At 59.8% G+C, this 14,622-nt stretch carries 13 protein-coding genes; 5 read left to right on the top strand and 8 right to left on the bottom strand.

Features of this window, described 5'->3' with window-relative positions; genetic code table 11:
- The first annotated feature begins 74 nt into the window (after positions 1-74).
- Positions 75-1,127: an HAD family hydrolase gene (locus DKK67_RS15385; protein ID WP_111497393.1), complete on the top strand. Its 1,053-nt coding sequence runs from the start codon at positions 75-77 to the stop codon at positions 1,125-1,127.
- A gap of 11 nt (positions 1,128-1,138) precedes the next feature.
- On the opposite strand, the gene corA is transcribed toward DKK67_RS15385, so the two are convergent.
- The gene (corA, locus tag DKK67_RS15390; RefSeq protein WP_111497394.1) at positions 1,139-2,095 is read right to left on the bottom strand and encodes a magnesium/cobalt transporter CorA; all 957 of its coding nucleotides are present in this window, start codon (positions 2,093-2,095) and stop codon (positions 1,139-1,141) included.
- 320 nt (positions 2,096-2,415) lie between these two features.
- Between corA and DKK67_RS15395 the strand changes: the two genes are divergently transcribed.
- Positions 2,416-3,438 carry an ABC transporter substrate-binding protein gene (locus DKK67_RS15395; RefSeq protein ID WP_111497395.1) on the top strand — a complete coding sequence of 341 codons (1,023 nt, stop codon included), beginning with the start codon at positions 2,416-2,418 and terminating at the stop codon, positions 3,436-3,438.
- Positions 3,439-3,478: 40 nt separating this feature from the next.
- On the opposite strand, the gene DKK67_RS15400 is transcribed toward DKK67_RS15395, so the two are convergent.
- Genes DKK67_RS15400 through DKK67_RS15430 form a run of 7 tightly spaced genes read right to left on the bottom strand, consistent with a single transcriptional unit; the run spans position 3,479 to position 11,050 of the window.
- The gene (locus tag DKK67_RS15400) at positions 3,479-4,810 is read right to left on the bottom strand and encodes a LysR family transcriptional regulator (protein ID WP_111497396.1); all 1,332 of its coding nucleotides are present in this window, start codon (positions 4,808-4,810) and stop codon (positions 3,479-3,481) included.
- A gap of 14 nt (positions 4,811-4,824) precedes the next feature.
- The gene (locus DKK67_RS15405) at positions 4,825-5,703 is read right to left on the bottom strand and encodes a substrate-binding domain-containing protein (protein ID WP_111497397.1); all 879 of its coding nucleotides are present in this window, start codon (positions 5,701-5,703) and stop codon (positions 4,825-4,827) included.
- A gap of 29 nt (positions 5,704-5,732) precedes the next feature.
- Positions 5,733-7,283 (bottom strand): acetolactate synthase large subunit, encoded by a 1,551-nt coding sequence (locus DKK67_RS15410; protein ID WP_111497398.1) that lies wholly within the window; start codon positions 7,281-7,283, stop codon positions 5,733-5,735.
- Between the two features lie 3 nt (positions 7,284-7,286).
- Positions 7,287-8,144 carry an HpcH/HpaI aldolase family protein gene (locus tag DKK67_RS15415; RefSeq protein WP_111497399.1) on the bottom strand — a complete coding sequence of 286 codons (858 nt, stop codon included), beginning with the start codon at positions 8,142-8,144 and terminating at the stop codon, positions 7,287-7,289.
- Between the two features lie 36 nt (positions 8,145-8,180).
- On the bottom strand, positions 8,181-9,026 hold the full coding sequence (locus DKK67_RS15420; RefSeq protein ID WP_111497400.1) for an amidohydrolase family protein: 846 nt from the start codon (positions 9,024-9,026) through the stop codon (positions 8,181-8,183).
- A 15-nt stretch (positions 9,027-9,041) separates the two neighbouring features.
- Positions 9,042-10,067 carry an amidohydrolase family protein gene (locus DKK67_RS15425; protein ID WP_111497401.1) on the bottom strand — a complete coding sequence of 342 codons (1,026 nt, stop codon included), beginning with the start codon at positions 10,065-10,067 and terminating at the stop codon, positions 9,042-9,044.
- Positions 10,068-10,084: 17 nt separating this feature from the next.
- A complete protein-coding gene (locus DKK67_RS15430; RefSeq protein ID WP_111497402.1) occupies positions 10,085-11,050 on the bottom strand; it encodes an ABC transporter substrate-binding protein in 966 nt (321 codons plus the stop codon).
- Positions 11,051-11,273: 223 nt separating this feature from the next.
- Here DKK67_RS15430 and DKK67_RS15435 point away from each other — a divergent pair, with 223 nt between their 5' ends.
- From DKK67_RS15435 to DKK67_RS15445, 3 genes are all read left to right on the top strand, one after another.
- Positions 11,274-12,266 carry a LysR substrate-binding domain-containing protein gene (locus DKK67_RS15435; RefSeq protein WP_111497628.1) on the top strand — a complete coding sequence of 331 codons (993 nt, stop codon included), beginning with the start codon at positions 11,274-11,276 and terminating at the stop codon, positions 12,264-12,266.
- A gap of 274 nt (positions 12,267-12,540) precedes the next feature.
- Positions 12,541-13,581 (top strand): Bug family tripartite tricarboxylate transporter substrate binding protein, encoded by a 1,041-nt coding sequence (locus tag DKK67_RS15440; protein ID WP_111497403.1) that lies wholly within the window; start codon positions 12,541-12,543, stop codon positions 13,579-13,581.
- A gap of 133 nt (positions 13,582-13,714) precedes the next feature.
- A complete protein-coding gene (locus DKK67_RS15445) occupies positions 13,715-14,569 on the top strand; it encodes an amidohydrolase family protein (protein ID WP_111497404.1) in 855 nt (284 codons plus the stop codon).
- Positions 14,570-14,622: the final 53 nt, after the last annotated feature.

Genomic DNA, 14,622 nt, shown 5'->3' on the forward strand with positions numbered 1-14,622 from the left:
GGCGGCGATAGCGCGAAGTCATCGCTGACGAATGTCCAGCAGGTTGGCGGCCTAACGTCCCAGGGAGACTTTCCATGACACCTCGATCAGCAGGCCTATCAGCACATGGGCGGCCATTGCAGGGGCTTTGCCTCCGGCTCGTTCATGCACTCATCCTGTTTCCGTTCTGCGCGGTGGCCGTCGCGCAATCGGCGGGCGATGACCCGTTGCCGTCCTGGAACGACGGTCAGGCCCGATCGGCGATCATTGGCTTTGTCCAGAAAGTTACCAACGAGGAATCTGCCGATTACGTGTCCCCCGCCGGGCGCATTGCCACCTTCGACAACGACGGCACGCTCTGGGCTGAACAGCCCCTGTATTTCCAGGCCATCTACGCCCTGGACCGGGTTCGTGACCTGGCGCCGGAGCATCCGGAGTGGCACGACACCGAGCCGTTCAAGAGCGCGATCGACGGCGATGTGAAAGGCTTGATGGCCAGCGGCATGGAAGGCGTCATGAAAGTGTTGCTCGCCACCCATTCCGACGTGACGGGCGAGGCGTTCACCGACTCGGTGGCGCAGTGGCTGGCGACCAGCAAACACCCGACAAAAGGCACAGCCTACACAGACCTGATCTATCAGCCCATGCTGGAGTTGATGGACTACCTGCGCGCCAATGGTTTCAAGACCTTTATCGTGTCCGGTGGGGGGATCGACTTTATCCGTGTCTTCGCCGAGGACGTCTACGGCATACCGCCGGAACAGGTGATGGGCACCACCGGCGACGCCACATTCGAGATGCGCGACGGCATTCCCACGATCATCAAGACCGGCGACATCGTCCTGGTGGACGACAAGGCGGGCAAGCCGGTGGGCATCTATCGTCAGATCGGCCGTCGCCCGATCATGGCCGTGGGCAACTCCGACGGCGACCTGGAAATGCTGCAGTACACCACCATTCCCCGCAGCGACACGGATACAACACCACGTCTGGGCGTGCTGTTGCATCATACCGACGCCGAGCGGGAGTGGGCCTACGATCGCCAGTCGTCCATTGGCAAGCTCGACCAGGCGCTGGATGAAGCGCCCGAGCGGGGCTGGGTGGTGATCGATATGAAGCAGGACTGGCGTCGGGTCTTTCCTGAGTAACAGCGCCGTTGTTACAGCCAGCCCTTCTTCTTGAAATACAGATAGGGCGCCAGCCCCGCCATGATCATCAGCCCGATGGCCATGGGGTAGCCCAGGGCCCAGTCCATTTCCGGCATCACCTTGAAGTTCATGCCGTAGATGCTGGCGACCAGTGTCGGCGGCAGGAACACCACGGCGGCAATCGAGAAGATCTTGATAATCTGGTTCTGGCGGATGTTGATGAACCCCTGGGTGGAATCCATCAGGAAGTTCACCTTGTCGAACAGGAAGGTGGTGTGGGACATCAGGGTTTCGATATCCCGCATGATCTCGCGCAGGGTGTCGGACTGTTCCGGCGTCGGGCGCATGTGACGCAGCAGGAAGGAAATGTCCCGCTGGGAGTCCATCAGGCACAGGCGCATCTTGCCGTTGCTGTCCTCCAGATTCGCCAGGTCACTGATGGCGGTGTAGAGATCGTCCCCGTCATCGCCTTCCAGAACCCGGTGGCTGACCTGCTCCAGCTCCCGGTGCAGGTCTTCCAGGGTGTCGGCGTGATTCTCCATCTTCTGCTCGAACAGGGTGACCAGCAAATCCGACGGTGAACCGGCTTCCACCTGGCCGCGCCGGGCGCGCATGCGCATCAGCCGGAAGTCCGCCACGTCGTCCTCGCGGATGGTGATCAGCCGGCCCCGTTGCAGGATGCAGGCCACGGAGATGGTGACGTGGCGGCCCTCGGACTGAGTCAGGAACAGTGAGTGCACATGAATGCCCGCCTGGTCCACGAAGCAACGGGCGGAGGCCTCGATTTCCTCCATCTCGTCCAGCTCCGGCACGTCGGTGCTCAGCAGCTTCTCCAGCAGGGGGCGCTCGTCCTCCTCCGGCTCGTGGGCGTCAATCCAGTCGGCCCGGTCCAGGTCAGTCGCCAGGGTATCCGGGGAGACATCCATTTCCTTGATCAGGCCGTTATCGATCCGGAAGAGTCTGAGCATGGGCACGCCATCCTTTCGCTGTCGGGAAAATACGTCCAGAGGTGACTGGGCACATTAGACCACTAGCGTGACAGGCTTTGAAAATCAACGGTGCGGGGCAAGCGCCGTGGATAAAGAGATGTCGTATCGCGGTTTGAGGCTGTTGAATAGCCATGCGACTGAAAGGCGATGGTATGTGCAGGCTTTCCTATTGGTAGTGGGCGGCGGCGAGTGTATAGCCTTTAGTATCCCCTCTGTTCATTCATAGAGGCCGAAAAGAGTTGTTTTTCAGTCTGGCCTCTTCGGAGGGCACTAAAACAACAAACTGGAGAAGAGTGCCGATGACCAGGAAGTTCAATTACAACCGCCGACAGTTCCTGTGCAACAGTGGCGTTCTCGGAATGAGTCTCGCCGCCGGAGGAATCGCTGCACCGCTGATCGCCAGGGCCGGCGCTCCGCGAATCCGGATTGCCAGCAATCCCGGGCTGGAAAACGCAACGTTGAACGCACTGATGCTCCAACAGAGCTATTTCGGGCAATTCGGTGTGGATGCACAGATCGTCGAGACCCATGGCGCCTCTGGTCCCTTTGACGCCATCGTCGCTGGGAAGGCGGATGTCTGCATGGTTTCGGGGTATAACCGGGTCTTATCGCGCATTGAACAGGGCGCCCGGGTCAAGATTGTGGGTGCCGGCAAGAAGAAAACGTCGCTGACCGTTTATGCCGGGAACAACGGGATTAAAACGCTCTCGGACCTGGAAGGCAAATCCGTAGCCGTCGGCGCCCCCCTGGGGCTCTTGCATGCGCTGATGCTGCAACTTCTGAAAGAAAAAGGAATCGATGCGTCGACGGTGAATTTTGTTAACAAGGGAAGCAACGCCGATTGCTATCGCGCCGTGGTCAACGGCGAAGCCGATGCCTGTTGTTCGAGCGTTTCGCATGTGAATGACAAGGATGGTGTTGTGAAGGTTGACGAGGGGGACATGTGGAGCGCGCTACCGGAGTATGTTTTTCAGACCGCTTATGCGTCCGAGTCTGCGATCAGGGACAACCATGACGGGCTGGTCCGGGTCATGGCGGCATACGGTGCTCTCTATCGTTACCTGATGTCACCGGCCGCTCACGACGCTTTCTTCGACGCTCGCAAGCGCGCTCAGAAGCGCTTCGACAGGGGCTCTGCGCAGGCCGTCTGGGATTTTATTCAGGTCCAGCAACCGTATTCCACGGACCTGTCGCTGACCGATAGAGATATTGGCTACCGGCAGGACATGTACATCGGCTTGGGGAGTCTGAATCGCAAGCAGTCGATTGGCGCGGTGGCCGATATGTCGGCGTCGATAGCTGCGGCCAAGCTGCTTGCGTGAAGCTGCGCGGGCATTGCCAGGGCTGCCGAGGCGGTATTCACTAGTGTCCAGCATTCTTGCGGCGTCGTGCTCGGGCGAGGGGGCGGACTAGCCCGAATTGTGCTGTGACCTGGCGTAAGCTATCGACGAAGGCGGTATGCGCTTCGGTTGGCAACCAATCGCTGCGGGTGGTCACCCCTTTATACGGCGTGTGGCAGCTTAGAACGTGATCGACGTTGGTGCACCGAAGTTGAACCAGGGTGCCGAGGTCGATGTCCTGTCTCACTTCGGACTGGGGCATGAGGGTGATTGTGTCTGAATCGAGCAGCAGTGTTCGACTGATGGTTGGCGACGACGCCTCGATATGAAAGCGCGGAGATGTCCCTGTGCCTGCGAAGATGGCTTCGATACGGGCGCGTCTGGGCGTTCCCCGGGGCGGTACAACCCACTGGAAGTATGCCAACTCAGCGATCGTTACCTGGTTTTTCCCTGCGAGAGGGTGATCTGGCCGTGCAAGCAGGCAATAGTTGTCCCGGAAGAGGGCTTCTTCCTGGATTTGTTGTGCCCAGTCAGGTTTGCCCAGCCGGCCGAAAATCATGTCTATCCGGCTCTGTGTCAGGTCTGTGATCAGCTTGTGGTATCCCCCCGAGACGAGCCGCAAGGTGACGGCGGGATAAGCGGTGACGAAACGACGCGCGGCTTCGGCGAGCGTATGCGAGCCGGCCATTGGCAAAGTTCCAACGATCAGTTCGAGACCACCGCGAGTCTTCGTAATGTGAATTTCTCCGCGGGCCAGTTCAATTTCGCGTAACGCCCGTTGAAACGCCAGTGCCAGGCATTGGCCGGTTCTGTTGAGGACAGGCCCCTGCAGTGTTCGCTCGAACAACGGCTTGTTAAGCGTGCGTTCGAGTGTGCGGGCGGAGCGGAACAGCGACGTTGGTGATCGGCCCAGGCTTCGGGCGGTCGCACGCAGCTGAGACTGATGGCTCGCGGCTATGAGAGCGCGCAGCTGCGTGCCTGTCACCAGTCTTTCCACGGGTAGTATTCGAAGAGATGGTTCGCTGCCAGAGGGCGCCATGATCTGCTCGATCGCCGTATCGAGAATGTCGAAGAAACGGTCGAGCCTCCGGAGATATTGTTGCCCCCCGGTGGTGGGGTAGGTACCGGTGACGCAGCGATCGAATAGCTTTACACCAACATCAATCTCATGGTTGGCGACCGCTTGGGTAACCGTTGGTTGAGACGAGTGCAGTTCCCGCGATGCGCGACTGACCCCGCCCAGTTTGCCGACGATCTGTACCATCCGCAGATGGCGTAGATTCGGCGCTTTGAGAAATGGGGGCATGCGGTCGTCCGGGTACTTGAACGCCGCTTGCCCGTCATCAGCAGGCATGGCAACGGTAGTGTTCAGCCGAGGTTGCCGGTGACGTCGTCGAAAAGTTCATCGACTGACATGGCACGGGGAATGATCTTCTGATCGAGGGCCCAATCGATGGCCGTCTGCAGCCCCTTGCGGTTGGCTTCCAGACCCAGGGGCGGGAACACTTCTGGGGCGCCTCCTTCGGTTAGTTCACGGCTTTCGGCGATCATTCGGTAGATCTCACGTACGGCTTCGGGGTGTTTCCTCGAGATATCCTGGTGGACGACGAACATGTGGTTGATTGGCACAAAGCCTTCCCGCTCATACCAGGCCTTGGCGGCGTTATGGGCATCGGGGACGAGTGTGCGGACACGTGGATCTTTGGGCATGTCGACGCCGAGCAGGGCCGCATCGAGGTCGCCGTTGAGCATCATTTGCGGAATGTCCGAGCCGGCCGGCAGGCGGACGCAGTTCTTCGGATCGCTGTATTCGGCAAGATGCCCGTCTCCGAGCGTCATCCAGGTCACTTTGTCGAGGTCCACGCCGTATTCGTGACGTAGGACGCCACGGATCCACAGGCCGGTGGTCTGCGCGTAGGTGCGAACGCCGACTTTCTTGCCCTCGATGTCTTTGGGGTCAAGGTGGCCGAAGTCAATGTTGAAACCAGCACAATGGTGCTGGAATCGGCCCGAGATGGGCGCTGGCAGCAACACGTAGGGTTTACCGTAGGCTCTCGCCTGCAGATAGGTGACGATGGCGAGTTCGCCGGCGTCGAACAGATTCTCCCGAACCATGGCCTTGAAGCCGTTATGAGCCGGGCTGGGGCCGCAGTAATCGAGTTCGACGATGTCGGACGTGATGCGTCCGTCCTTCATTGCTTTGGTAACCGGATAGTCGGCGAGGTTGGTGGGCAGTGTAAGTGCCATGAGGATCTCCTTGGGATGCCGGGGGAAGTTCAGAGCCTGACTTCGATCAGGCTGGGGCCTGGTTCCAGAGTCGAATTGACCATGGCCTCGTAGAAGGCTTCGGCCGTGTCCACGGCGACGCCGGGTACACCCATGCTCTTGGCCATGGCGAGCCAGTCGATACTGGGGCGGTCGATATCGATCATCGACATTGCGCGCTCTCCGGGAGTCCCGGCGCCCATATTGGCGTACTCGGCCTTGAGAATGGCGTAGCTGTTATTCGCGAAAATGATCGTTGTGACATTCAGGTTCTCACGAGCCTGGGTCCACAGGGACTGGATCGTGTACATGGCGCTGCCATCGCCCACCATGCAGAACACCCGGCGGTCCGGGCAGGCCAGTGCCGCGCCCGTGGCGACGGGTGTGGCGTATCCGATTGAACCGCCCATGTTGTTGATCAGGTCGTGTGGCAGGGCTCCCATGGTCAGTCCCATGGACTCGCGCCCGGTTGTCAGCGACTCATCGACGACGATGCAATGCTCGGGCAGGGCTGCGGCCAAGGCGTGGGCGACGCTCTTGGGGTTGAGGGCGCCGGTTGGCACGGCTGTCTCGATACGCTCCTGGATGATCGGGCTGACGTTAGTGGCACCCAGCTCCTGCAGCAACATGTCGAGGGCCAACTCGCTGTCCTCGTCGGCCTCGGCGAGTGCGTGCACCTGGGTCCCCTCAGCTTTAAGCTGGCTGGGCTTGTCAGGGTAAGAGAAGAAAGCCACCGGCTCAGTGGTTTCGACCGTGACAATGTGCCTGAAGTCCTTGAGGAACTCTGTTGCCTGTGCGACGGCATAGGGAATGCGCTCTATGGGGACTCGCCCCGCGCCGCGTTCTATACGGGATGTGAAAAACTGGGAACCCAGCCGGGTTTCGGTGGCGGCAGCCACGCGTCCCGCCTTTTCGAGTGCGGCTCCACGTGTGGCCTTGTTGGCCAGGATGATGAGTGTGGGTTCGCCTGAACGCAACACCTTGGCCACCTGCTCGACGCGCGCGGCGTTCGGCCTTTTGCGCTCGGGCGTTGCCAGCGGCGGCAGTACGGGAGCGACTGTGGTTGGCTGCCAGGAGGTATCACCGGGCATGACCAGGGTGGCGATCTGCCCTGGGTGTTCACTCGCCTTGGCCACGGCCTGTGCGGTATCCCAGGCAATGGTGTCCGACGATTCGGCACGGCGCACCCAGTGACTGAGTGGTCTCGCCAGGCCCTCGATGTCGGAGGTCAGCGGCGGGTCGTATTTGAGGTGTGATGCCGAGTGCTCTCCGACAATATTAACCATGCCAGACGAGGCTCGCTTGGCATTGTGAATATTGGCGAGGCCGTTGGCCAGGCCGGGCCCGAGATGTAGAAGTGTCGAGGCCGGCTTGTCCTTCATGCGATACCAGCCGTCGGCGGCACCGGTGGCCACGCCCTCGAACAGACACAGAACGCTGCGCATCTCAGGGTTTCCACCCAGCGCCGCCAGAAAATGCATCTCCGAGGTGCCCGGATTGGCAAAACAAATGTCAACGTCCTGGTCGACCAGGGTAGCAACTAAACTTTCCGCACCATTCATGGCTCAGTACCCCGCTGTCTCGACGGACTGGCCAACGACGCCGTAACTGCGCCGTGGTGCTGAAAGCATCAGGCGGTACCCTTCATCTAGCAGCCGCCGATGGTTCTTGGCGGTGGCATGTGGGTTGCCGACTATGACGTTGTGCTTGTGGCAGGTTTCCACGATACGGCGCATGGCATCCTGCACTTCCGGATGCTCGTACTGGCGAGGGAAGCCGAGCGCCTGGCTCAGGTCGCCCTCGCCAATCAGGATGAAGCCGATGCCCGGCACGTTGGCGAGGATATCGTCCAGGTTGTCGATCGCTTCGGGGCTCTCGCACATCAGACCCACTAGAATCTCGCCCTGAGGGGCCAGTGGCCATACGTCCGCTTTGGCGTAGTATTCCTGCATGCTCAGCCCCCAGTAGCGAGAGGCGTTTGCCGGACCATCGCCGCGCACACCTTTAGGCTCGTAAAGCGGCGCGTTCTTCGGGCGGGCATAGCGGCACGAGGCGACGGCGTTGTAGGCTTGCTCGACGGTGGCGACATGCGGCCAGATCACGCCGTAGCATCCACGGTCAAGAACCTGCTTGGCGAAGCTCTGATTCATCTCGGCGCCGTTGGCGGGGATGCGGGCGATCGGTGTCACTTTGGGAGCCACGGAGCCCGACTCAGCGATCTGTTTGCGGCTGAGCATGTATTGCAGAGCGTCACCCAGCGCGCTGACATCGTATGGGTTGTGTTCCATTTCGTAGACGATGCCGTCGTAGGGCGAGTCGCTCATTTCGATGGCGATCTGCTTGTCCAGCTTGGCGAAGGCCATGTAGGCCGGGTTACCGGACTCGAAGGCTTGGATGATGCCATTCAGTCGTGTGTTACTCATGATCAATTCCTCTCGCGGTTCGCGGTTGATTCAGCGTCAGCGCAATGACGGGTAAAGCTTTTGCGCGGTCTTGCCGAAGATCCAGGCGCGATCCTCGTCGTTTAGGCAGGCCAGACCCCTCTCGGCCGTCTCCAGGATTTCCTTGAGGGTTCCTTGCGAATTGGGGAAGTTGGAACCCCAGGCCATGCGCTGTGCGCCGAACGCTTCGACCACACGGGGGAAGAAGGTCTCTGCGCTGGCCTTCTCTTTATTCACGTCCCCGAAAATCCGAGGAGTGAGCTTCAGGTAGATATTTGGCAGATCCGCCATCCCGAACAGACTGGCGGCGTTGTCGTACGGTGGGCCGTCGAGAATATCGGGGCGGCCCAGGTGGTCGAGGATGATGTTCGCGCGGGGAAACTTCTCAGCGAGCATACGCACTTGGGGGAGGCCGACCGGGCCGGTCTGAATGCATACCGGCAAGTTCAGTTCCTCCACCATCTCCCAGGCTTTGAAGGCCTTGGGGTTTTCCAACTCACTAGGGTCGAATGCCTTGGTTGAGCCTCCGGTAAAGATGCGCAACCCGGCGAGGTTCTTCTCGACCCAGTTCTTGATGACCGCCGGTGCGTTGTCGTCGGGCATATCCACGGAGCCGACGGCGACCAGCCGATCCTTGTAGCGGTTGCAGCTGTCGATGACGTAGCTGTTGTCGAAGCCGTAGGTCGTGGACGAATGAACCACGGCCGCCTTGGCGACGCCGGCGTCGTCCATGGCCTTGATCAACGCCTCGGCGGTACTGGGACGTTCCTGCGACCAGTCAGAGCGCTTGCCAAACAGCGGGGCCGGTGGATAACGCTCTGGATCGTCCGAAATGATGTGAGGATGGATGTCGATGATAGTCATGCAATGCCTCCTTGCTCACAGGCCTTTGCTTTTCAGGTGCTGGTCGAGACGTGGATAGACGCGTCGTGCGTTGCCTTCGAATATGGCGTGTCGGTCCGTATCGGACAGTGCTTCGCAGGCATCGATGTAGCGCTTGGTGTCGTCGAAGTAATGACCGGTATCCGGGTCGGTGCCCCTTACGGCACCAATCATTTCGGAGCCAAACAGCACGTTGCTTGACGGAACCACTTTGGTCAGCAACTCAACGCCAGGGTGGTGGTAAACACAGGTGTCGAAGAAAATGTTATCCAGCAGTCCTTCCAGAGGACGCTTGGCCATTTCCAGCGACATGCCGCGGTACCGGCCCCAGTGGTAGGGGACGGCGCCACCGCCATGCGGAATGACCAGGCGTAATGTTGGGAAGTCCTTGAACAGATCGCTCTGCAGCAATTGCATAAATACGGACGTGTCCGCATTGAGGTAGTGAGCACCCGTACCGTGATGGCATGGATTGCAGGAGGCTGCGACGTGGATCATGGCCGGCACGTCGAGGTCGCATAGGGCCTCGTACAGCGGGTACCACTCGCGGTCTGTCATCGGCTTGCCGGTCCAGTACCCGCCGCTCGGGTCGGGATTCAGGTTGCAGCCCACGAAGCCCATTTCCTCGACGCATCGGCGCAGCTCGGGAACCGAGTTCTTGGGAGGCGCCATGGGTGACTGTGGCAGCTGGCAAACCGGTACAAAATTGTCGGGGTAGATGTCGCAGACGCGACGGACGAGGTTATTGGACACTTCTGCCCATTCCAGGCTGGTACGCTCGTTGCCGAGGTGATGGCTCATCAACCCGGCAATCGGTGAGAACAGGGTGAGGTCGCCGCCGCGTTCCTGCTGCAGTCGCAACTGGCCATTGCCGACACCTTCGCGGATCTCGTCGTCGGTGACGTGGGCGCCGGAGAGCGCCGGAGCGTTGGCCGGGTCGTTAGCCGATTCGATCTGCTTGGCGCGCCAAGCGCGGAATGATTTAGGTACGGTGGTGAAATGGCCGTGGCAATCGATGATCATGGTGTTCTCCGTCAATTTCAGGCCTGGGGATCAACGAACAGCTCGTTCATCGACATGCGGCGAGGTGTCAGGCCCTGCTTGAAGGCAGTTGCCTCTAGGGCCTCGATGGTCTTGCGATTGGCCTCAATGCCGTAGGGCAGCGGGTCATGGCCGACGATCTTGCGAAGTTCCTGGTGCTTCTGGTCGGTTTTGTCGTTGACTTCTCCGGCATCGAGTTTTTCGAGGTAATCCAGCTTTGCTTTCTCGAAGGCGTCGTACAGGGATTTGGCTACCCAGGGATGCTCGGCAAGGATGGAGTCTTTCACGACGACGGTACCGTGCATGGGATAGACGCCGGTGCGCGCGTAATATTCGGTTTCCAGTTCGGTCGCGTTCGGGAGGAGATCCGGGTAATCGGCTTTTACTTCCTTCCAGCCATCTGTCGGGTTGCCTGTCCGGCCGACGCCGGCGTTCCCGCCAAAACCGGCTGCCAGCTCGCCATCGGCCATCATATTAGCCAGCGGCCGGGTGGCGTGAACCACGTTAGGCGGCAGCTCCAGCTCCGTTACGTGTTCCTCATCGTCGACAACCCAGGTGACCTTGCTTGAGTCCAGACCGAACTCGTCGATCAGCACCTGACGTGTCCAGACACCCGTGGTCACCGAGTAGGCGCGCACACCCACCTTCTTACCCTCCAGGTCCTTCGGTTCCTTGATGCCAGCGTCCGGGCGGACCAGCAGTCCCCCATGGTGGAAACGGCGCACGACAAAAATGGGCAGGGCCACGAACGGCGCGCCATAGGCGCGGGCGATGATGTAGGTGGTCGGGGCGATCTCGCAGACGTCGAACTCGACGTCGCGCACCATGCGGCGGAAGGCGGCGATCTGCGGCTTTACAGTGACAAACTCGGCATCCACGCCTTCGATGGGAATGGCGCCGCTGCGGATGGCCGCCGTGTTGGGGTGATCGGCAATGGCGATCTTGAGATGAACTTTACCTGACATATCTCTCTCCTGATTAGTGCCTATCTCTTGCAGTTGTTCTTGGATTTGCGGATCTGCAGGGGGGGGCGATGCAATCGCTAGGCCGGCTCCCTTGCGGATGAAATTGGTTCCCTTCGGTATGAAACACGTGCATGACAGGATGTTGCCTGCAGGTGTGGCTCTAGTCGATTGAGTAAAATTGCCTTAGGCTTGAATAAACGGTTAAGGCCTTGGGGTGATCGGGATGTCACAGCTCGACTGGTATTTGCAGGTCAACCTAAAGGCGCGGCAGTTGCGTCTGCTTGTGGCGATTGATACATACCGCAATCTGACTCAAGTGGCGGAGGTCACCCATGTGACCGTGCCTGCTGTGTCGAAGTCGCTGACGGAACTTGAGCGAGGGCTTGGGTTCCCGCTTTTCTCGCGCACGACGCAGGGGCTGATACCGACCCCTTATGGTGACTGTCTTATCCGCCACGCGAAATCGATGCTGGCGACACTGCACAAGGCACGTGATGAGCTGAAAGCCTTGAGTTCAGGTACGGAAGGCAAGGTTCATGTTGGTATGTTGCCGGCTTCTGCCTCGGCTTTGCTGCCGCAGGCGCTAAATCTCCTGAAGACGCGATCGCCTGGAACCAACGTGATGGTGGTGGAAGGTACAACGGATTCGTTGTTGCCTGAACTCTGGCAGGGGCGCCTCGACCTGTTGGTCGGGCGTTTGCCACCGCCAGACACCCTTGGCAGCTTTGAGGAGAAGGAGTTGCTGGAAGAGCCGGTGAGGCTTATGACTGGGCGTCATCATCCACTCGCGCGTAGGAAAACCCTGGAATGGTCTGATCTGTGTCCCTACCCCTGGATACTGCCGCCACCCGGTTCGATACTGCGCGATCCGCTGGAGCGTGCGCTCGAGGCGCACGAGGTACCGTTAACCGACAACTACATCGAAACCCTTTCGATTCATGTGTCGCGAGCGCACCTGCAGGTGTCGGATGCTATTGCCGTGATGGCCGGGGCGGTCGCCGATGATGCAACCCAGCCCCTGCATGTCCTTCCGTTAGGTCTCCCTCGTCTTCTCCGTCCGGTCGGTGTCCGTTGGAACCGCAACAGTGGGCTGACGCCCAGTTCGCAATTGATGGTGTCGTGCCTGGAAGAGGTCGCCGGGAATCAGCAGAGAGGTCGTGATGCTGAGCCGCTAGAAGAGCCAACGGCCCGCCGCGAGGCTACGGATGCCCGATAGGGCGTGGCGGCATCGGGCCTTTCGTCGGTCGGGACGGGACGCTCGACCGCTACCACTGAGCGGCTGGCTTTAGAGATCGTCGCTAACCTTCTTGCCGTCACCCATGGGCTGACCGCGAATCTTTGCTTTCTCCTGCCCGGCAGGCCTGTCAGTAAGCCTGGATTAACCAGTTGCTCAACTCACGAGCCTTTTTTCTCAATGGACTCTTTGACGAGGTGCGACGCATCATTCGGCGTACTCACTCACAAAAACAAATATCGGGAGACAGTCGCATATGGGCATCATGCGCAGAGCGTTTTTTCACAGTGTCGCACTCGTCGTTGCGGCCATATTTTGCGGGCCGGCTTTTGGTCAGTCCGTCGATGATTTCTATCGCGGCAAGTCCATAACGCTTGTCGTCAGTGCAGACGCGGGCACTCTGACCGATACGCTTGTGCGCCAGTTTGCCCCGTATTTCGTCAAGTACCTGCCCGGCCAGCCGGATGCGATTGTCATGAACGTTGCCGGTGCCGGGGGGATGGTGGCAGCCGCCTCGCTCCAGACCAAGCAGCCGGATGACGGCACCGTTGTGGGCTTCCTGCAGCGTAACAATCTCTACACGTCACTACTCGCGCCAAGCCAGAGCAGCTTTGACCCCAGAGAGGTGAGGTGGCTCGGCAGTCTCGACAAGGTTAGTTATGCCCTGGTTGCTATGAGCCGATCCGGGGTGCTTTCGGCGGACGATCTCTCAAAAAAGAAGCTGATTATCGGTGCAACGGGGTTCTCCAACGAGAACCGGATACTGCCAGCGCTGCTCAATGACTATGCCGGCACGAAGTTGAACATCGTGCCGGGCTATACCGGGCGTGGTGAGGTTTATCTCGCGATGCAGCGCGGTGAAGTCGACGGCTGGGCATCGACCATTGAGGGCCTGGAAAAAGGTGAGCCGGCGAAGATGCTGGCTGAAGGCAAGATGCGGGTATTGCTCAATATGGGGTGGAATAGTCATTCGGACTACGCCGATGTCCCCAACCTGAGTGACGTCGTCACCGAGCCGGATGTCAAGGCACTGTTCGACTTCTTCCTGTCCCCGTTTGAGGCTGGCCGGCCAGTTGCTGTGCCCAGGGGAGTGCCTGAAGACCGGTTGGACGCGCTGCGCAAAGCGTTTTCCAAGGCGGTCGCTGACCCCGGATTTATCGCCGCCATGGCGGATCTGGGGGCGCCGGTTGATCCGATCGACGGACATTCGGTTGAGCTGATCGTGAAGAAACTCTACGCAACGCCGGATGGGGTGCTGGAAAAGGCGCGCCAGGCCAGGAACTCCAGCCCATTCTGAAAAATACGCCGGGGGAGGCGTTGCCTGAGGCTAAGGATCGAACTCCTCCGAGTCTAGCTGAAATAAACAAGAAACGTGCTGTAGTGAACCCATACGGGGGAATGGCAGCCAATCGCCAAGAGGCTCGATCAACATGACGCCGGAAATCATCGATATTCACCCTCATATCATTTCGACGGACACCGATCGCTACCCTATTGCTCCTCAGCATGGGCATCGCTCGAAGTGGTCGACCAAGCGCCCGGCCACGTTTGAACAGCTGGTTTCCGAGATGGATGAGGCGGGGGTGGCAAAGGCTGCCATCGTGCATTCGTCAACGACCTACGGCCATAACAATGCCTACGTGGCTGACTGCGTGGCAAGGCAGCCCAACCGGTTTGCCGGTGTCTACTCCTTTGACTTACTTGCCCCTGACGCACTGGAAACCATGGAATACTGGCGCGCGCGCGGAATGGGGGGCATTCGTCTGTTTACTGGAGGAGCCACCCATCAGACCGACGGGAGCTGGCTGGTCAATCCGGCGACTTTCCCGGTCTGGGAACGCTGTGCCGAGCTTGGGATGACGATGGTGATCCAAACCACGCCGGCTGGCCTGGACATGGTGGCGGAACTGGCCGAGCGGTTTCCGAAGGTCCGGATTGCGCTGGATCATTGTGGCCGCCCGGTACTGGAAGACGGCCCTCCCTACACCGCCTGCCAAAAGCTGTTTGAGCTGGCGCGTTTCGATAACGTCTATCTCAAGATTACGCCGAAGACTTTCGATCTTGCCCAGGCGGCACCTGGTGGAGCAGAGGCTTTCTTTCCGCACCTGGTCAGCGTATTCGGGGCTGACCACCTGGCGTTTGGCTCGAACTATCCGGCATCGGAGGGAAACCTTAAAAATCTGATCGATCAGGGGCACGCCTGTTTCACTTCCCTGAGCGAGGACGAACGTGTGTGGATTTGGGGACGTACGGCGAAAACTCTTTACCCGATGCTTGCCGATTAGGCGACAGGAGTGCCGAAGCGGCGCTGATCATCGAAGCACAACGTTGCCGGGCC

It is taken from the genome of Marinobacter bohaiensis (assembly GCF_003258515.1).
GTDB classification, from domain to species: Bacteria; Pseudomonadota; Gammaproteobacteria; order Pseudomonadales; family Oleiphilaceae; genus Marinobacter_A; species Marinobacter_A bohaiensis.